This is a genomic window from Sulfurimicrobium lacus, assembly GCF_011764585.1.
GTDB classification, from domain to species: Bacteria; Pseudomonadota; Gammaproteobacteria; order Burkholderiales; family Sulfuricellaceae; genus Sulfurimicrobium; species Sulfurimicrobium lacus.
The window spans coordinates 67451-85209 of sequence record NZ_AP022853.1 but is presented as its reverse complement, the minus strand read 5'-3'; the positions used below and the strand labels follow the sequence as shown (position 1 = coordinate 85209).

The following is a 17759-nucleotide window of genomic DNA, read 5'->3' as shown; positions in this document are numbered from 1 at the left end:
TTTCTCAGGAAATTACATGTTCTCTCTCAAAAACCTTGCCGCGCCGCTGCTGTTTGCCCTGCTGACCGCCTCGGCACACGCCGACGAAGCCCTGATCAAGAAAACCATCGAGGCCAAGTTTCCCGGCGCCAAGGTGCAGACGGTAAGCAAGACCCCTTATGCCGGCCTTTACGAAGTACTGATGGAAGGTCCGCAACTGGCCTATGCCGACGAAAAGGCCAATTACCTTTTCATGGGTTCGGTGCTGGACCTCAATGCCCAGAAAAACCTTACTGAAGAGCGCTTCCAGAAACTGACCGCGGTGAAATTCGACACCCTGCCGCTGGATACCGCCATCAAGGTGGTAAAGGGCAACGGCAGCCGCAAGATCGCCGTATTCGCCGATGCCGATTGCCCTTACTGCAAGAAATTCGAGTCCGAACTGCAGAACGTGACCAATATCACGGTTTACACCTTCCTTTTCCCGCTCGACCAGTTGCACCCGGAAGCCGGCAAGAAATCGAAACAGATCTGGTGCGCGCCGGACCGTGCCAAGGCCTGGGAAGACTGGATGCTGCGCAACACCCTGCCGAAAAATGACGGCAGCTGCGCCAACCCCCTGGCAAAAACGGCGGAACTGGGCAAGAAGCTCAACATCCAGGGCACGCCCGCGATCATCTTTACCGATGGCACCCGCGTGCCCGGCGCCATCCCGGCCGCAAAACTGGAACAGATACTGGGCGGCAAAGCCGGAAAGTAAACAATGAAGGAATTCTGGAACGAACGTTTCGGCGGCGAGGAATATTTCTACGGTACGACGCCCAACGCTTTCCTCGCGTCGCAAGCCCCACTGTTGAAATCCGGACAACTCGTGCTTTCGGTCGCCGATGGCGAGGGGCGCAACGGCGTGTGGCTGGCCGAGCAGGGGCTGGACGTGCTGGCGGTGGATTTTTCCGAAAAGGCGCTGCAGAAATCGCGCAAGCTGGCCGAGTCCAGGGGCGTGGCCCTGCAAACCGAGCTGGTGGACGTGCACACCTGGAACTGGGGAGAGAACCGTTTCGACGTAATCGTGGCGATCTTCATCCAGTTCGCTTCGTCGCAGGAGCGCCCGGCCTTGCATCGGACCATCCAGCGCGCCCTGAAACCGGGCGGCCTGCTGCTGTTGCAAGGCTACACGCCGAAACAGCTGGAATTCAGGACCGGCGGCCCTTCCAATCGCGACAACCTGTATAACGCGGCGGACCTGCAGCACGATTTCGCCGCCATGGAAATCCTGCAGTTGCGCGAACACGAGACGGTGATCAGCGAAGGCCCTGGCCATAGCGGCATGTCGGCATTGGTGGACCTGGTGGCGAGGAAACCGGCTTAAAGAACAGCAGCGGCACCCTTGATAACCTGAACATTTGCCTTTTCCGCCCCTGCTGGCAGGTAGTCAAGCACAGACCGAAATGAGGACAAGCCGTTGCAGCGCATCCCCGAACCCGAACTGATGAATGAGCCGGAGCAGGCTCGCGCCTATGCCGAGGCCGATTTCTCCGCACCGCACGACGCCTTTGTGGCCCATTTCCGCCAGCGCTTTCCCGGCTTTGCCGGCGGCGCTGCGATCGACCTTGGCTGCGGGCCTGCGGATGTCACGATGCGCTTCGCCCGCGCCTACCCGGAAGCGGCGATACTCGGCCTGGACGGGGCGCAAGCGATGCTGGATCTTGGGCGCAAGGCGGTGGACGCGGAGGGTCTCGGCCAGCGGCTCACGCTCCAGCAATGCTGCCTTCCCGACACGGACCTTCCCCCCCGGGCCTTCGATGCCGTCATCAGCAACAGCCTGCTCCATCACCTCGACGATCCCGCCGTGCTGTGGCAGACTGTGCGGCACGTTGCGAGACGCGGCGCGGCACTGCTGGTGATGGATTTGATGCGGCCCGCAAGCGCAGCGGAGGCTGAAAGTTTGACGCAGCGCTACGCAGCAGATGCCCCGCCGGTACTGCAACGGGACTTCCATCACTCGCTGCTCGCCGCCTATCGACCGGACGAGGTGCGGCAGCAACTCGATGCTGCGGGGCTGGAACAACTGCGAGTCGAGGCCGTGAGCGACCGCCATCTCCTGGTTTGGGGAACAATTCATGTATGAGAATCCTGCGCCGGCCGAAATCCGCGCCCTGTTGCAAAAAGTCCGCACCATCGCAGTGGTGGGATTGTCGCCGCAACCCGCGCGGCCCAGCTATTTTGTATCCAAGTCGATGCAGTGTTTCGGCTACCGCATCGTTCCCGTGCGCCCGGCGGTGTCCGAAGTGCTGGGGGAGAAGGCCTATGCCACCCTGGCAGAAATACCGGAGCGCATCGACCTGGTGGACGTGTTCCGTGCCGCCGAGCATGTGGATGCCATCGTGGACGAATGCCTGCGCCTGAAAATTCCCGCCATCTGGATCCAGGAAGGCATAAGAAACGAGGCGGCGGCGCAAAAGGCCAGGGACGCGGGCATGACGGTGGTCATGGACCGCTGTATTTACAAGGACTATGTCGAGTTGATGGCCTGATAATGAAACTGAAATTCACCAAGATGCATGGCCTGGGCAACGATTTCGTGGTGATCGACTGCATCAGCCAGAACATTTCCCTGAGCGGCGCGCAATTCCGCTTTCTCGCCGACCGCCACTTCGGCATCGGCTGCGACCAGATCCTGCTGGTGGAAAACCCCACCCGCTCCGACGCCGATTTCCGCTATCGCATCTTCAATGCCGACGGCGGCGAGGTGGAGCAGTGCGGCAACGGCGCGCGCTGCTTCGTGCGCTTCGTGCACGACAAGGGCCTGACCGGCAAAAGCGAAATCCGCGTCGAAACCGCGTCGGGCATCATCGAGCCGCGCCTGGAAGCGGACGGCCAGGTGACCGTCAACATGGGCGCACCACGCTTCGAGCCAATGGAAATTCCGTTCCTCGCCGAGAAGCGGGCACTGACTTACCCGCTCCCGGTCGGCGACAAGATCATCGACATCAGCGCCGTTTCCATGGGCAACCCGCATGCCGTGCAAGTCGTGGACCATATCGACTACGCGCCGGTCGCCGAGCAGGGTACGCTGATCGAGAACCATCCCGCCTTCCCGGCGCGGGTCAATGCCGGATTCATGCAGGTGGTGGACCGGACTCATATTAAACTACGCGTTTTCGAACGCGGTTCCGGCGAAACCCTGGCCTGCGGCACCGGCGCCTGCGCCGCCGCGGTCGCCGGCATCACGCGCGGCCTGCTGGACGCACAGGTACAAGTCAGCACCCGCGGCGGCGAACTCGCCATCCGCTGGGAAGGCGAAGGCCAGCCGGTATGGATGACCGGCCCGGCAGTAACGGTATTCGAAGGCGAAATAAACCTATAACAAGGACACGAACATGAATTTGAACGCAGAAGCAGTAGCCGAATTCCTCACGGAACACCCGGAGTTCTTCGAAGACAAGCCCGGCTTGCTGGAAGCCATCGCCATTCCCCACCCTCACGGCGGGCGGGCGATTTCGCTCGCCGAGCGGCAGCAGCTGCAACTGCGCGAGAAGAACAAGCTGCTGGAATCGAAACTGCGCGAGCTGCTGCAGTTCGGCGAGGAGAACGACGCGATCGGCGAGAAAGTCCACCGTTTCAGCCTCGCCCTGCTCTCCGCCCGCACCCTCGAGTCCCTGCTGCCCACCATCACCCTCAGCCTGCGCGACGATTTCGCCGTGCCCCATGTGGCGCTGCGCGTCTGGGCCATGCCCGCGCAAGTTACCGACCAGGCGGAATTCGCCGACGTAAGCGGCGACCTCAAAGCGCTCGCGGACGGACTGGTGCGACCCTATTGCGATTCCACCGCGCCATTCGAAGTGGCCTCGTGGTTCGGCGAGTCGGCCGAATTGCTGAAATCCTTCGCCGTCGTGGCGCTGCGCGCGGAAAACGTGTTCGGCCTGCTGGTCATGGCCAGCGAGGACGCCCAGCGTTTCTATCCGGAAATGGGCACCCTGTATGTAAAACGCATCGGCGAGCTGGTCAGCGTCGCCCTGATGCCCTACATCTCCGAGGGCAAGGACGCCGCCTGATGGCCGGGGAGAGGAGAGAGGAGGGCGGCAACGCCGAGCTGCTGCGGCAGTACCTTTCCCATCTCCAGCACGAACGCCGCCTGTCGCCCCTGACCGGCAAGAGTTACGCCCGCGACATCGATGAACTGTTCCGCCTGGCCGGCGAAACCCCGCTGGCCGAGCTGCAAATCCAGCAGATCCGGCGTTTCATCGCCCAGCTTCACGCCAGAGGTCTGGGCAGCCGCACCCTGGCACGCATGCTCTCGGCGTGGCGCGGCTTCTACGGCTATCTCGGCCACGCTCACGGCTTCGTCCACAACCCCTGCGCCGGCCTCAAGGCGCCGAAAGCCGCCAAGACCCTGCCCCAGGCGCTCTCCCCGGAGCAGGCCGCGCACCTCATGGAAGTACCGCCCGACGACGCGCTGGCGCTGCGCGACCGCGCCATGCTGGAACTGCTCTATTCCTCAGGCCTGCGCCTGGCCGAGCTGGTGGGGACGAACCTGGAAGATTTCGATTTCGCGGCAGGGGAAGTGCGCGTCACCGGCAAAGGCAACAAGACGCGCATCGTCCCGCTCGGGCGTCTGGCGGTAGAAGCGCTGCAAACCTGGCTGACAGAGCGGACGCTGCTGGTTCAAAGTGAAGAAAAAGCCCTGTTCGTCGGCAAAGCCGGCACCCGACTCACGCCGCGGGCCGTGCAGCTCCGCCTCAAGCAATGGGGCATCAAACTCGGCATCAACGCCAACATCCACCCCCACGTCCTGCGCCACTCCTTCGCCACCCACGTCCTGCAATCCAGCGGCGATTTAAGGGCGGTGCAGGAAATGCTCGGCCACGCCAACATCTCAACGACGCAGGTGTATACCCATCTCGATTTTCAGCATCTCGCCAAGGTGTACGACGCAGCTCACCCGCGCGCACGGAAAAAGCCTTGAGCGCCACGCGCTTAGGCCAGCTTTCCTCCCGCGCTTGCCAAGGCCTTCCTAAGTGCATCATCGTTAGTGGCCAAGGGTAATTCTTCCCGCAGCGCAAGTTCGAGATATGAAGCATCATAGCTTGACAGCCTGAAGCGGCGAGCCAGTTGGAGGGTGTCGCCAAGCGCGTGCCGACTGGAGCGGTCATCTGGTTCGATGGACATATCCTGAAGGATGCCGAGAAACCCGGCGCTTCTAGCCTCCTGCAGCAAGCCCTTGGCTTCTGCCCGGACGATTACGTTGCCGACCTCCAGCGCCCATACGCAGGGAACAACAGCGACATGATCTTCCTGTTTCAGGAGGTCAAGAATGCGCGCGGCGTATTCAAGGTCGTCCTGCGTTCCGTCTCCAAATAGCCAGCGCATAACCACCGAGTTATCCAGCACAAAACGCATCAGTCGCGCCCTTCCTCGATCAACCCCTTGATATCAACATCCTTGATCGCTGGGTGGGCTTGAATGAACTGCTGCATTCGCCCTGCCGCCTTAGCGCCATCACGCTTTTCCCTTGTGCCTGGTGGCACCAGATCGGCGACGTACTCCCCCCGATTGGTAATTCTGAATGCCATCCCCGCCCGCACCTTTCTCAAGTACTCCGGGAAATGTGTTTTTGCATCATAAGTTCCGACCTCGACGTAGGTGGTCATATAAATTCCTTTGGCTGCCTGATCAGACCAGTATATAGACCAGTCTATGGCCGGGCAAGTTCTGGCGTGCCATCATCAGTCCAGGCGCGCTGACGAATCCCCCGCTTATTTCCCGGCTTCCCTATCCGCCGCTTCGTTCGCTTGCTGCTGCGCCTGTTGCGCGGCATCCAGGTTTTGCTTGAACTGGTCCATGGTTTTCTTGGCCTCCTCGGCTTCCTTGGCTTTTGCGGCGGCAACCGTGGCGGCGGTGCCTGCCACTTCGACGCCGCATCCGGCGAGCGGGAGCACCAGGAGCATGATCAGGAATTTGCGCATTTGCCTTCCTCCTTGGTGGTGTGAATTGCTTTAATCAAAGCGCGTCTTCCAGCGCCATTTCCAGTTCCAGCCAGTCTTCTTCGAGCTGCGCCACGCGCGCTTCGAGCGTTTCCCTTTGCTGGTTCAGGCTGTTGGCCAGCGCCGCATCGGATCCTTGATACAAGGCGGGGTCGGCAAGCTGGCGGTTGGTTTCGGCCAGGTCGGCCTGGGCCTTGTGCAGCTCCGATTCCAGTTTTGCCTGTTTGGACAGCAGCGCTTTCTTGCGCGGGGCGTTCTCGCGCCGCGGCTTCTCCGCCGGGGCGGACTTGCTGCCGGCATTCTCCGCTTGGCGGCGCGACTCGACCCAGGTGCGATAGTCTTCCAGGTCGCCTTCGAACAGCTTTACCGTACCGTCCGCCACCAGCCACAGTTCGTCGGCGGTGGCGCGGATCAGGCTGCGGTCGTGGGACACCAGCACCATCGCGCCGCCGTATTCTTCCAGCGCCAGGGTGAGCGCGTCGCGCATGTCCAGGTCGAGGTGGTTGGTGGGCTCGTCCAGCAGCAGCAGGTGCGGCTTCTGCCACGCCAGCAGGGCGAGCGCGAGGCGGCTTTTCTCGCCGCCGGAGAAGGTGGCCACGGGACGGTCTTCGCCTTCGCCGGCGAGGCCGAAGCGGCCGATGAAGTTACGCAGTTCCTGGACCGTCGCTTGGGGGGCGATGCGCATCAGGTGTTCGAGCGGCGTCGCGGCGCCGTCGAGGTGCTCCAGCTGGTGCTGGGCGAAATAGCCGATGCGCAGGTCCGGCGCGGTTTCGCGGCTGCCCTCCGTGGCCTGCAGTTCGCCCACCAGCAGCTTGATGAGGGTGGACTTGCCCGCGCCGTTGGGGCCGAGCAGGGCGATACGCGCGCCGGAGCGCAGTACCAGGCTGATGTTGGCGAGCAGGGTCTGGTCGCCGTAGCCGCAAGCGGCCTTCTCCAGCCGGATCAGGGTGTCCGGGCTGCGCTCCGGCGCCTCGATCTCCAGCTCGAAGTGGCCGTGGTCGACGTGCGCCGGGGCGATGCGCTCCAGCCGTTCCAGCGCCTTGACGCGGCTTTGCGCCTGCTTGGCCTTGCTGGCCTTGGCGCGGAAGCGGCGGATGAAGTCCTCGAGGTGGGCGATCTTCTCCTGTTGCTGCGCGAAGGCCTGGTTCTGTTGCGTGGCGCGCTCGGCGCGGGCGCGCTCGAAGCTGTCGTAGTCGCCGGCGTAGCTGTCGATGACCTGGTCGTGCACGTGGGCGATGCGGTTGACGCAGGCGTTGAGGAATTCGCGGTCGTGCGACACCAGCAGGATGCTGCCGGGGTAGCGCGCGAGGTATTGCTCCAGCCACAGGATGGCTTCGAGGTCGAGGTGGTTGGTCGGCTCGTCCAGCAGCAGCAGGTCGGCGCGGCGCATCAGGGCACGGGCCAGGTTGAGGCGCATGCGCCAGCCGCCGGAGAAACTCGCCACCGGGCGCGCCAGCTGCTCGGTGCTGAACCCCAGCCCGTTGAGCAGCTGCGCGGCACGGGACGGGGCGGCGTAGCCCTCGATGGCTTCGAAACGGTGCTGGGCCTCGAACCAGGCGGCGTCGTGCGGCTCTTTGGCCAACACGCCCTCCAGCTGGCGCAGCTCGCTGTCGCCGTCGAGCACGAATTCCAGCGCCGGGCGCTCGGAGTTGGCGATTTCCTGCTCCACGAAGGCCAGGGTCTTGCCCTGCTGGAAGGAAATCTCGCCCCCGTCGGCGCGGATTTCGCCGCGGATCAGGCGGAACAGGGTGGATTTGCCGCAGCCGTTCTTGCCCACCAGGCCGACGCGCTGGTTGGCGAAGATTTGCAGGGTGGCGTTCTGGAAGAGGGGGGTTCCGTGCTGGAAATAAACCAGGTTTTGCAGTGATAACATAGCGCGATAATACCAGAATGGGCTACGATGCTGCCCGATGCGCTTTTTACGGAACACAAAGAGATGAACAAAGTTTACGTCTGGGATCTGCCCACCCGCCTGTTTCACTGGACGCTGCTGGGGCTGGTCGTGTTCCAGTGGGCCAGCGCCGAAATCGGCGGCGACCTGCTGGAATACCACTTGCTGACAGGTTATGCCATCGCCGCGCTGGTGCTGTTCCGCGTGGTGTGGGGCTTCGTCGGCGGCCAGTACGCGCGCTTCGGCAACTTTCTGCGCGGCGTGGGGCCGACCCTCGACTACGCGCGCGCCATGCGCGCCAAAACCGCAGCGCGCCATCTCGGCCACAACCCACTGGGCGGCTGGATGATCCTGGCGCTACTGGGCATATTGGCCCTGCAGATTGCCACCGGGCTTTTTTCCAACGACGACATCATGACGGAAGGACCGCTGCGCCACCTGGTATCGGACCAGCTCAGCCATCTGTTCACGGAAGTCCACGAACTTGGATTTAACCTGCTGATGGCCCTGGTCGCGTTGCATGTCGGCGCCGTCTACGTTTACAAGATTTTCAAGAAGGAAGACCTGATCCGGCCGATGCTGACCGGCTACAAACAGGCTGACGACGAAGACGCGGCAAAACAGTAAGGCGCCAACCGCGCCCGGCTATTCCCGAACCGGGTGCTTGCCCAGCTTTCTTTGCAGGGTACGACGGTGCATCTTGAGCGCCCGCGCAGTGGCCGAGATGTTGCCCTGGTGTTCCGCCAGCACGCGCTGGATGTGCTCCCATTCGAGGCGGTCGACGGACAGCGGCTGCGTTGTCACCTCCGCTTCTGCATCCCCCCCCTCGCGCTCGAACGCCGCGATGATCTGATCCGCGTCCACCGGCTTGGCCAGGTAATGGGTCGCGCCCAGCTTGATCGCCTCCACCGCCGTGGCGATGCTGGCAAAACCGGTGAGCATGACGATGCGCGTTTCCTGGTCCAGCTCCTTGAGGCGCTTCACCAGTACCAGGCCGGACGGGCCAGGCATTTTCAGGTCCACTACGGCATATTCCGGCGCGTTCTCCTCGGCCACCAGCAACGCCGCATCCACGTCGTGCGCCACGCTCACGTTGAAGCCTCGCTTGGTAAGCGCTTTGCTCAAGACGCGGCGGAAAGTCTCGTCATCGTCCACCAGCAGCAGGCTGGGTCGGTCATCGGTGCTTGGCAGTTGGGTCATGGTCAGGCCTGAAGTTTTGAAAGTGGCAAGCGGATTTCCGTCATGGCGCCGCCGCCGTCGCGATTGCGCAGCGACACCTTGCCGCCTAGGCGCTCGACGGTGGCATTGGCGAGAAACAGGCCGATGCCGATGCCGTTTCCCTTGGTGGTGTAGAAAGGCCGGCCGGCTTGCTGTACCGCTTCCGCAGACAGGCCGGGGCCGCGGTCGCGGATTTGCAGCCTGATTTCCGCGTCGTCCCAGTCCGCCTCGACCTCCACGTTATCGGGCGAGGCATCGGCGGCGTTGTTAAGCAGATTGAGCAGCCCCTGGCTCAAGGTCTGGTCGGTCATGATGTGCGGGGCGGGGCGGGCGCCCAGCCACGATACCGCCGCCGTCACGCCGGGGCGCATCAGGCGCCATTTCTCCAGCACTTCCTCCAGATAGGCATCCAGCGCGGCACCGGCCGCGTCCTCCATGCGCGCCTGGCCGGCTGAAGCCAGCAGGCTGGAGAGGATGTGCTTGCAGTTGTCCACCTGCTCGCGCAACAGCTGCAGGTCGTCTGCCAGATCCGGGTTTGCGCCATATTCACGCTGCAGCTCGCGCGTCACCACCGCCATGGTGGAGAGCGGCGTGCCCAGCTCGTGGGCAGCCCCTGCCGCCAGGGTGCCGAGGGCCACGATGCGCTCGTTGCGCAGGGTTTCCTCGCGCGCGGCGGCCAGCTGGCGGTCGCGTTCCCTGATGGTGGAGGCCATGCGCACCACGAAAAAAGCGATAAGGAAGGCGGAAAGGACAAAAGTCATCCACATGCCGGTGAGGTGCAGGTAGATCGCGGTGCTGAAGTCGCCGCTTTTCGGCATCAGCGGATAGTAATTGAACATCAGCAGGGTGTAGCAGCCGGCCGTCAGCAGCGCCATGGCCCAGGTGTAGGCCGCGGGCAGGGTGATGGCGGCAATGACCAGGGGCACCAGGTAGAACGACACCAGCGGGTTGGTCGAACCGCCGCAGTAGAACAGCAGCACGGTAATGGCAACGACGTCCACCAGCAGCTGGGCAAAGAACTCTCCATCGGCCACCGGCCAGACCTGGCGCAGCCGCCACCAGGTAAACAGGTTCACCAGCGCCAGCAGCCCGATTACCGCCGCAATCGGCGGCAATGGCAACGGCAGTTCGAGCACGTGCCGGGCCAGCACGATGGCCAGCAACAGGCCGCCGATCTCGATGCTGCGCAGCAGGAAAATACGCCGCAAATTGCTGGTGGGGAGCGCCATCATGGGCGCATCAGGTCCGAACATCTAATCCAAAGTCCACAAAAGGCTGGTGAATTGTAATCGCAACGGGCCGCTTTGTGGCCTGCGGCAAATCGTCACGTGCGGGATCTATGCCGCCGGCGGCGACCCTAAAAGTCTCCGCAGGCGCTTGGTAAACCAGTTTCTCCGCTTATCGCCGCGATTGTCTGGCGTCATGCCCCTGACGGCAGAAACGTAGTCGGCGTCATCGTTTTTGATGTGGTTTACCAGCCATCGCTTCAGGGTAGCCAGTACCTGATCGATGACGTCCTCTCCGTTGGTCATTCTCGACTGGTATTCGGCCACTTTCTTGATGAATATGGCATGGACTCTTTTATGTGCTTGCAGGTACTGGTAACCGGCCTGCTCCTGCAGACCTTCCTCGAAAGCGAAATGGGACATCGTGTAATCAGCCAATTGCTCCAGCACTTCCGCGACAACCGACTTGTCGCCGTTTTCCTTGGCCGCATTCAGCATGTTTATGTAATCGACAATTTTCCTGTGCTGACCGTCGATTACGCTAATCCCGGTATCCAGGTCGCTGGTCCATTTTATATACGCCAATTCGTTCTCCTGAAAAGGAAATTCTGGTTATTGAAGGCGGACTCATGCGTTCGGTCAAAACGCCATGCCAAAGCAGGATGAAGCGTGCTTTCCGGGTATTTCCGCGAAATCCGCCGCGGGTCGGGGGGCCTTTCCGGGCTTCCGCTCTATTCCCGTACCGGGTGCTTGGACAATTTGCGCTGCAGGGTGCGGCGATGCATGTTGAGTGACCTGGCGGCGGCGGAAATGTTATTCCCGTTATCCGCCAGGACTGTCTGGATATGCTCCCATTTCAGACGATCGACCGAAATGGGCAGCGACAGGGGAGGGACGTCCGCATCGCCCGCCTCGCGATGCAGGGCGGCGACGATCTCGTCCGCATCCGCAGGCTTGGCCAGGTAATGCGTGGCGCCCAGCCTGATCGCCCCCACCGCGGTGGCAATGCTGGCGAACCCGGTCAGCATCACGATGCGTGTATTGCCGTCCAATTTCTTCAGGTGTTTGATCAGTTCCAGGCCGGAATGCACCGGCAATTTGAGGTCCACCACGGCGTAATCCGGCGGATCGGCTTCGGCCAGCATCATGGCCGAATCCACGTCGCGCGCCTGGACCACCCGGAAACCGCGCTTGACCAGTGCGCGCGCCATTACGCGGCAGAAGGTCTTGTCATCGTCCACCAGCAGCAGGCTGGGGCAACTTTGTTTCTCTGTTTCAAGCTGCATTTGAACCCGATTGCGTGTCATTTTGGTAAGGGATAAACCAGCCGGGCTGTTTTGCCCAGCTTGCCGGTGAATTGTAAGCGCAAGCCCGCGCGACACGGGCGCGGTAAATTGTCGCGCGCGGCTTCACGACACATTTCCCGCCATCCGAACCAGACTAAGATTTGCCGCCTGAGAATCTATACAAAACCCAATGGGAGCGTGTTCATGGAAAATCCACGCCGGTCTTCGCCTTCCCGGCTCGGGCAATGTGGCCAGGTGTTGCGCAACAAACCGCTGCTGCGCCACCTCACCATCTTGCTGGCGCTCAAGATCGCCCTGCTCTGGCTGCTGTGGGCCGTCTTCATCCACGGCCAGCGGGTCGAGGTAGATCCCGCGCATATGGGCAGCCGCCTCTCGCTTTCCCCGTTTTTTTCCAATGCAATAGGAGGTAACAATGATCGACCCGTCCGTTGTTGACCTGTCGCGGCTGCAATTCGCCGCGACGGCCCTGTATCACTTTCTCTTCGTACCGCTGACGCTGGGGCTGTCGTGGCTGCTGGTGGCGATGGAGGCGACCTACGTGATGAGCGGCAAGCCCATCTACAAGGAGATGACCCGCTTCTGGGGCAAGCTCTACGGCATCAATTTCGCCCTGGGCGTCACCACCGGGCTGACCATGGAATTCCAGTTCGGCACCAACTGGGCCTATTACTCCCATTACGTAGGCGACATCTTTGGCGCGCCGCTGGCCATCGAGGGACTGATGGCCTTCTTCCTGGAATCCACTATGGCGGGGCTGTTCTTTTTCGGCTGGGACCGGCTCTCCAAAGTTGGACACCTGTCGGTCACCGCTCTCATGGCGCTGGCCACCAACCTCTCCGCCGTACTCATCCTGATCGCCAACGGCTGGATGCAGGACCCGGTGGGCTCCGCGTTCAACCCCGTCACCATGCGCATGGAACTGCACGACTTCTGGGCGCTGGTGTTCAATCCCGCGGCACAGGCCAAGTTCGTGCATACCGTCTCGGCGGGTTATGTCACCGGCTCCATCTTCGTGCTGGCGATTTCCTCCTGGTACCTGATGAAGGGCCGGCACCTGGAATTCGCGCGCCGCTCCTTCCGCATCGCCGCCGCCTTCGGCCTGGCCTCGGCGCTGTCCGTGATCGTGCTGGGAGACGAATCCGGCTACGCCGTGTCCGAGAGCCAGAAATCCAAACTGGCTGCCATCGAAGCCATGTGGGAAAGCGAGCCCGCCCCCTCCGCCTTCAATCTGCTGGCCTGGCCCAACGAGGAAAAACAGGCCAACGACTGGGAGGTGCGCATCCCCTACGTGCTGGGGCTGATCGCCACGCGCTCGACCGACGAGGTGTTGCCGGGCATCCGCGAGATACGCGCGGAAAACAGGAAACGCATCGTCTCCGGCATCGAGGCGGTCACCGCGCTGGACGCCATGCGCAAGAACCCGCAGGACGAGGCCGCGCGCACCCGCTTCAGGGAACACGAAAAGGATATGGGCTATGGCCTGCTGGTCAAGAAATACAGCGAGCAGGCAAGCCTGGCCACGCCGCAGATGATCGACCAGGCCGCGCAGGATTCGGTGCCCAGGGTCGCGCCGCTGTTCTGGACTTTCCGCGGCATGGTGCTGATCGCCTTCTCCATGCTGATGCTGTTCGCGTTCTCGTTCTGGCATAGCGCCAAGGGCAGTTTCGAAAGCAAGCCGTGGCTCTTGAAATGGGCATTCTGGTCGCTGCCCCTGCCCTGGATTGCCTGTCACCTCGGCTGGATCGTCGCCGAATACGGTCGCCAACCCTGGACGGTGCACGGCATGCTGCCCACCCACCTCTCCGCATCTTCCCTTTCGGCCGCCAGCCTGTGGGGATCGCTGGCGGGCTTCCTGGGTTTTTACACCCTGCTGCTCATCGCCGAGATGTTCCTGATGTTCAAGTACGCCCGCCGCGGTCCGGAAGGGCATGACGAACCGGCCGCCACGCAGGTGATGGCCGGCGCTAACGCATAATCGAAAAGGAAACGAGATCATGCTGGATTACGAAACCCTGAAACTTATCTGGTGGCTGCTGGTGGGCGTACTGCTCATCGGCTTCGCCATCATGGACGGCCACGACATGGGGGTGGGCATACTGCTCCCGTTCCTGGGAAAGAACGATGTCGAACGGCGCGTGATGATCAACACCGTCGCGCCCCACTGGGACGGCAACCAGGTGTGGTTCATCACCGCCGGCGGCGCCATTTTCGCCGCCTGGCCGGTAGTCTATGCCACCGCCTTCTCCGGCATGTACTGGGCCTTGCTGCTGGTGCTGTTCGCACTGTTCTTCCGCCCGGTCGGTTTCGATTACCGCTCCAAACTGCCCAATCCTGCCTGGCGCAGTTTCTGGGACTGGGGCCTGTTTGCCGGCAGCGCGGTACCCGCACTGGTATTCGGCGTGGCTTTCGGCAATCTCCTGCAGGGCGTGCCGTTCCACTTCGACGAATCGATGCGCTCGTTTTACACCGGCAGCTTCTGGGCATTGGTGCTCAACCCCTTCGCCTTGCTGACCGGGGTGGTCAGCGTCGCCATGCTAACCCTGCAAGGCGCCACCTTCCTGGCGCATCGCACTGAAGGCCCCTTGCAGGCAAGGGCCAGGAATGCCGCCACGCTATTCGGCGTGCTGCTGATCGCGGGCTTTGCGGGTGCGGGCGTCTGGGTCTCCGGCATGGAAGGCTATGTAATCACTTCGGCCATCGACACCAATGCGGCCATGAACCCGCTGATGAAGGAAGTCGGCCGCGTTCCCGGCGGCTGGCTCGCCAACTACGGCAAAATCCCGTTGCTGTGGCTGGTGCCCGCCATCGGCCTGGGGGGCGCGCTGCTCGCCGTGCTCATGGTGCGCGCGGGCAGGAACCTGCTCGCCTTCGTCGGCTCGTCGCTGGCCTGCCTCGGCATCATCGGCACCGCCGGGGTATCCCTGTTCCCCTTCATCATGCCGTCCTCGTCCGACCCCCGCTCCAGCATCACGGCCTGGGACGCGGTGTCCAGCCACTACACCCTGTGGGTGATGTTCTGGGTGGCTCTCATCTTCACGCCCATGGTGCTGGCCTACACCGGCTGGGCCTACCGGGTGATGCGCGGCAAGGTGACCGACGAATTCATCCGCGCCAACGACAAGGTTCTTTACTGAGAAAGGGGTCAAATATGTGGTATTTCACTTGGGTTCTGGGCTTGGGCTTTGCTGTACTTTTCGCCGTGATCAACGTCTTGTGGCTCGAATCAAGGGAGGCTCAGGAGCAGGAAAAACACTGAGGCGTGGAACGGTCGGGGAAAGCTTCGCCAAGGCTGCTCCGGCCGTAATCACGCCCCAGCCAGGCTGCATTGCGGCCTGCGACAACCTGCCGCGCGACACCAAGTCGCATTTTTTACATGGAAAAATCTCGTTACGATTTCCGGGCTCAACCACTTAAGGAGATAGCCATGATTCAATTCGCCGCACCCCGATTCGCAGCCGCACTGTGCGCACCCCTGTTCCTCGCCTTCGCGCTCAACGCGGCTGCCGGCCCCAAAGAGGTGGAAAAGGAGTTCGAGCGCGGCGCCATGGCGCACCGGATGCAGGATTACAAAACCGCTTATGGCATCTGGCTGGCCCTGGCGGAAAAAGGCCAGGTGGACGCCCAGTACAATGTGGCCCGCATGCTCCTGAACGGCGACGGAGCCGCGCAGAACCCCGCTAAAGCCGCCGCATGGTTCCGCAAGGCGGCCGATCAGGGCGACCGGGATTCGCGCCACATCCTCGCCACGATGTACCTGCGCGGCGAAGGCGTCGTCGCCAGCGAAACCGAGGCCAACCGCCTGTTCGCCCAGAACCGGCAACAGCATCATGCTCACCACGACCACGAACAGTGGCAGAAGTGGCAGCGCCAACTGGCCGAGATGAACCAGGAAACACAAGCGCGTTTAGCTTCCCGATAAAACCGTTTCCCCCTGAACCGTCCGCGAGCCTGGCTCCGGGCGGTTTTTTTCGCCCGCAGGACGGCTGTGACAGCGTCATTTTCCTGTTGGCGGGGTGCTTCAAAGTGTCGCGCGGCGCTCTGCCGCGCGACGCTATGCCGCATTTTAGCGTCGAAATATTTCACTTAACATCACGCTCCTGAATCGGGACACACAGATCCTGATTACACCCGCTTAATGCTAAGAAAGGTAGATTTCAGCAGTGTTCGGCAACACATTCATTATCTGCAATCGCTCAGTAAAGCCCACCCGCTGTTACCAATTGCGGGGTGCTATCCCCGGGGACCTCCGGGCTTAGGCATCAATGGGAATTTTCTATCCAAACTGCGGAATCCACACAGGTCGGTCCGGCGGTCAGAAACTTTCTTTTGCCGGAGTGGTGGCAGGACACATCGCTGTTCTCGGATTGCTTGCGCTTGCCGTGCCCGCCGAGCGGTTGGCCGAACTGGCTCACCCCATTGCCGTGCGCCTGATCGAGACAGAACCTGAAGTACCGACGCCGCTACCGCCGCCACCGCCCCGTCCCATGCCCGCCAAGCCGACACCCGTTCATGTTTCCCCGCCGGTTATGGCGCTGGCCAGCCCGGTCGAATCGGCGGCATCCTTCACTGTCCCGCCGCAACCGCAAGCAACTGCGCCGGACAGCGTTGCCGCCCCCACCCCCGAACCGGCGCCCACCTTTACTTCCGCGCGTTTCGACGCCGACTATCTGGACAATCCAAAACCGCAGTATCCCCATGCATCCCGCCGCCTCGGCGAGGAAGGGAAAGTGGTATTGCGCGTCTTTGTCAGTTCGGATGGCGATGCGAAGCGGGTGGAAGTGAAGCACTCCAGCGGTTTCCTGCGTCTCGACCAGGCTGCCGAAAATGCCGTTGTCCACTGGCGCTTCGTGCCGGCAAGGCGCGGCGAGCAAGCTGTGGCCGCCTGGGTTGCAGTGCCCATCGAATTCAGTTTGAAAAGTGAAAGTTGAGGAGACCTCCATGCCATCCAATCTCGGATTAACCCATTTCTGGCAACAGGGCGACATCGTAACCCACTGTGTTGCCATCCTGCTGCTGGCTCTGTCCATTGCCAGCTGGTCCTTGACCATCACCCGCTTCTTCCAGCAACTGCGCTTCAACCGCGCCATGGATAGTGTTTTCGCTTCATTCTGGGGGGCGGAAAACATCGAGGCCGCCCTCAAGGATATCGAGCGTTACGACCGGACCGGCGTGTTCGCGAGCCTGGCGCAGGCCGGCGTCCAGGCAGCGCAGGCCCACCAGCGCCATGGAGAACGCGGCATCGGCGCCGGCGTCAACCTCAGCGAAACCGTTACCCGCGCCCTGCGCAGCCAGATCGTCCGCTCCCAGGTCGGCATCGAAGCGGGGCTGACCTTCCTCGCCTCGGTCGGCGCCACCGCGCCTTTCATCGGGCTTTTCGGCACCGTGTGGGGGATATACCACGCCCTGGTCGCCTTGTCCGGTGCCACCCAGGTGGTACTCGACAAGGTGGCAGGCCCGGTGGGCGAAGCGCTGATCATGACGGCCGCCGGCCTGTTCGTCGCCATTCCCGCCGTGCTGGCCTTCAACGCGCTGACCCGCGCCAACCGCCTGATCTTCGCCCAACTCGACGGCTTCGCCCACGACCTGCATGCCTACCTGACCACCGGCGTGCACTCGCCGGCGGTCACCGGACAAGCCGCTTCGGCGCGCCTGGCCGCGGTCTCGGTTCCCGTCGCAGCCTAAAGGAGCGGACATGGCCTTCGGTTCCTTTGAAAGCGGCGGCGTTACCCAGCCCATGGCCGAGATCAACACCACGCCGCTGGTGGACGTGATGCTGGTGCTGCTGGTCATTTTCATCATCACCGCGCCCCTGTTCCACCAGGCGGTGCCGATCGACCTGCCGCGCGTGGATTCGACCCGCCTCGACGACAAGCCCGTTGTCGTCAACCTGGCGCTGGACAGCCAAGGCAACCTGTTTCTCGACAGTGCGCCGACGAGCCGCGAGGGCGTCCATGCGCGCCTCGCCGAAATGGCGCCGTCTCAGCCGGAGCTTCATCTGCGCGCCGAGCGCACCACGCCCTATGAGAAGGTAGCCGACATCCTTGCCGTAGCGCAACGCGCCGGGGTGATGAAGATCGCTTTCGTCACCGAGCCCAACAGATAAGCCTTTGGCTCACGATCAATTCAAACAAAAACTAAAGAAGGAGTAAGCACA

The 17759-nt window shown here is 62.4% G+C and carries 24 protein-coding genes; 16 read left to right on the top strand and 8 right to left on the bottom strand.

All coding sequences use genetic code 11. The features are described from left to right. Positions 1–16: 16 nt before the first annotated feature. The 7 genes from SKTS_RS00415 to xerC all read left to right on the top strand — a co-directional run bounded on the left by SKTS_RS00415 (position 17) and on the right by xerC (position 4945). Complete coding sequence (locus tag SKTS_RS00415) at positions 17–739, top strand: DsbC family protein (RefSeq protein WP_173058734.1); 723 nt, start codon at positions 17–19, stop codon at positions 737–739. 3 nt (positions 740–742) lie between these two features. Continuing rightward, positions 743–1348, top strand: coding sequence for an SAM-dependent methyltransferase (locus SKTS_RS00410; protein WP_173058731.1), 606 nt, complete (start codon positions 743–745; stop codon positions 1346–1348). 93 nt (positions 1349–1441) lie between these two features. After that, complete coding sequence (locus tag SKTS_RS00405; RefSeq protein WP_198420403.1) at positions 1442–2107, top strand: class I SAM-dependent methyltransferase; 666 nt, start codon at positions 1442–1444, stop codon at positions 2105–2107. Continuing rightward, entirely contained in the window at positions 2100–2513 is a 414-nt protein-coding gene (locus SKTS_RS00400) for a CoA-binding protein (RefSeq protein ID WP_173058728.1), read from the top strand. The genes SKTS_RS00405 and SKTS_RS00400 overlap by 8 nt, the downstream gene beginning before the upstream one ends. Before the next feature lie 2 nt (positions 2514–2515). Then, positions 2516–3346: a diaminopimelate epimerase gene (dapF, locus tag SKTS_RS00395; protein WP_173058725.1), complete on the top strand. Its 831-nt coding sequence runs from the start codon at positions 2516–2518 to the stop codon at positions 3344–3346. Positions 3347–3359: 13 nt separating this feature from the next. Then, positions 3360–4034 (top strand): DUF484 family protein, encoded by a 675-nt coding sequence (locus tag SKTS_RS00390; RefSeq protein WP_173058722.1) that lies wholly within the window; start codon positions 3360–3362, stop codon positions 4032–4034. Further along, positions 4034–4945, top strand: coding sequence for a tyrosine recombinase XerC (gene xerC, locus SKTS_RS00385; RefSeq protein WP_173058719.1), 912 nt, complete (start codon positions 4034–4036; stop codon positions 4943–4945). The genes SKTS_RS00390 and xerC overlap by 1 nt, the downstream gene beginning before the upstream one ends. An 11-nt stretch (positions 4946–4956) precedes the next feature. On the opposite strand, the gene SKTS_RS00380 is transcribed toward xerC, so the two are convergent. The 4 genes from SKTS_RS00380 to SKTS_RS00365 all read right to left on the bottom strand — a co-directional run bounded on the left by SKTS_RS00380 (position 4957) and on the right by SKTS_RS00365 (position 7836). After that, the gene (locus tag SKTS_RS00380) at positions 4957–5379 is read right to left on the bottom strand and encodes a type II toxin-antitoxin system VapC family toxin (protein ID WP_173058716.1); all 423 of its coding nucleotides are present in this window, start codon (positions 5377–5379) and stop codon (positions 4957–4959) included. Beyond that, on the bottom strand, positions 5379–5630 hold the full coding sequence (locus SKTS_RS00375) for a type II toxin-antitoxin system Phd/YefM family antitoxin (protein WP_173058713.1): 252 nt from the start codon (positions 5628–5630) through the stop codon (positions 5379–5381). Before SKTS_RS00375 ends, SKTS_RS00380 begins: the two co-directional genes overlap by 1 nt. A gap of 105 nt (positions 5631–5735) precedes the next feature. After that, the gene (locus tag SKTS_RS00370; RefSeq protein WP_173058710.1) at positions 5736–5945 is read right to left on the bottom strand and encodes a hypothetical protein; all 210 of its coding nucleotides are present in this window, start codon (positions 5943–5945) and stop codon (positions 5736–5738) included. Positions 5946–5979: 34 nt separating this feature from the next. Continuing rightward, the gene (locus SKTS_RS00365) at positions 5980–7836 is read right to left on the bottom strand and encodes an ABC-F family ATP-binding cassette domain-containing protein (RefSeq protein ID WP_173058707.1); all 1857 of its coding nucleotides are present in this window, start codon (positions 7834–7836) and stop codon (positions 5980–5982) included. 63 nt (positions 7837–7899) lie between these two features. On the opposite strand from SKTS_RS00365, the gene SKTS_RS00360 reads away from it, so the two are divergent. Continuing rightward, entirely contained in the window at positions 7900–8481 is a 582-nt protein-coding gene (locus SKTS_RS00360; protein ID WP_173058704.1) for a cytochrome b/b6 domain-containing protein, read from the top strand. An 18-nt stretch (positions 8482–8499) separates the two neighbouring features. On the opposite strand, the gene SKTS_RS00355 is transcribed toward SKTS_RS00360, so the two are convergent. The 4 genes from SKTS_RS00355 to SKTS_RS00340 form a co-directional block, all read right to left on the bottom strand. Next, the gene (locus SKTS_RS00355; protein ID WP_173058701.1) at positions 8500–9054 is read right to left on the bottom strand and encodes a response regulator transcription factor; all 555 of its coding nucleotides are present in this window, start codon (positions 9052–9054) and stop codon (positions 8500–8502) included. A 2-nt stretch (positions 9055–9056) separates the two neighbouring features. Then, positions 9057–10325, bottom strand: a complete 1269-nt coding sequence (locus SKTS_RS00350) for an ATP-binding protein (protein WP_173058698.1) — start codon at positions 10323–10325, stop codon at positions 9057–9059. An 84-nt stretch (positions 10326–10409) separates the two neighbouring features. Then, complete coding sequence (locus tag SKTS_RS00345; protein ID WP_173058695.1) at positions 10410–10883, bottom strand: bacteriohemerythrin; 474 nt, start codon at positions 10881–10883, stop codon at positions 10410–10412. A 146-nt stretch (positions 10884–11029) separates the two neighbouring features. Next, on the bottom strand, positions 11030–11584 hold the full coding sequence (locus tag SKTS_RS00340) for a response regulator transcription factor (RefSeq protein ID WP_173058692.1): 555 nt from the start codon (positions 11582–11584) through the stop codon (positions 11030–11032). Between the two features lie 204 nt (positions 11585–11788). On the opposite strand from SKTS_RS00340, the gene cydP reads away from it, so the two are divergent. From cydP to SKTS_RS00300, 8 genes are all read left to right on the top strand, one after another. Beyond that, positions 11789–12040: a cytochrome oxidase putative small subunit CydP gene (gene cydP / locus SKTS_RS00335; RefSeq protein ID WP_173058689.1), complete on the top strand. Its 252-nt coding sequence runs from the start codon at positions 11789–11791 to the stop codon at positions 12038–12040. After that, a complete protein-coding gene (locus SKTS_RS00330; protein WP_173058686.1) occupies positions 12018–13580 on the top strand; it encodes a cytochrome ubiquinol oxidase subunit I in 1563 nt (520 codons plus the stop codon). Before cydP ends, SKTS_RS00330 begins: the two co-directional genes overlap by 23 nt. 19 nt (positions 13581–13599) lie before the next feature. After that, on the top strand, positions 13600–14739 hold the full coding sequence (cydB, locus tag SKTS_RS00325; protein ID WP_173058683.1) for a cytochrome d ubiquinol oxidase subunit II: 1140 nt from the start codon (positions 13600–13602) through the stop codon (positions 14737–14739). 14 nt (positions 14740–14753) lie between these two features. After that, positions 14754–14861, top strand: a complete 108-nt coding sequence (gene cydX / locus SKTS_RS19075; RefSeq protein WP_173058680.1) for a cytochrome bd-I oxidase subunit CydX — start codon at positions 14754–14756, stop codon at positions 14859–14861. Positions 14862–15029: 168 nt separating this feature from the next. Then, positions 15030–15524, top strand: a complete 495-nt coding sequence (locus tag SKTS_RS00315) for a tetratricopeptide repeat protein (protein ID WP_173058677.1) — start codon at positions 15030–15032, stop codon at positions 15522–15524. A gap of 418 nt (positions 15525–15942) precedes the next feature. Continuing rightward, positions 15943–16533 (top strand): energy transducer TonB, encoded by a 591-nt coding sequence (locus SKTS_RS00310; RefSeq protein ID WP_198420402.1) that lies wholly within the window; start codon positions 15943–15945, stop codon positions 16531–16533. 10 nt (positions 16534–16543) lie between these two features. Next, entirely contained in the window at positions 16544–17287 is a 744-nt protein-coding gene (locus tag SKTS_RS00305; RefSeq protein WP_173058671.1) for a MotA/TolQ/ExbB proton channel family protein, read from the top strand. A gap of 10 nt (positions 17288–17297) precedes the next feature. After that, positions 17298–17708, top strand: coding sequence for an ExbD/TolR family protein (locus SKTS_RS00300; protein WP_173058668.1), 411 nt, complete (start codon positions 17298–17300; stop codon positions 17706–17708). Positions 17709–17759 lie beyond the last annotated feature (51 nt).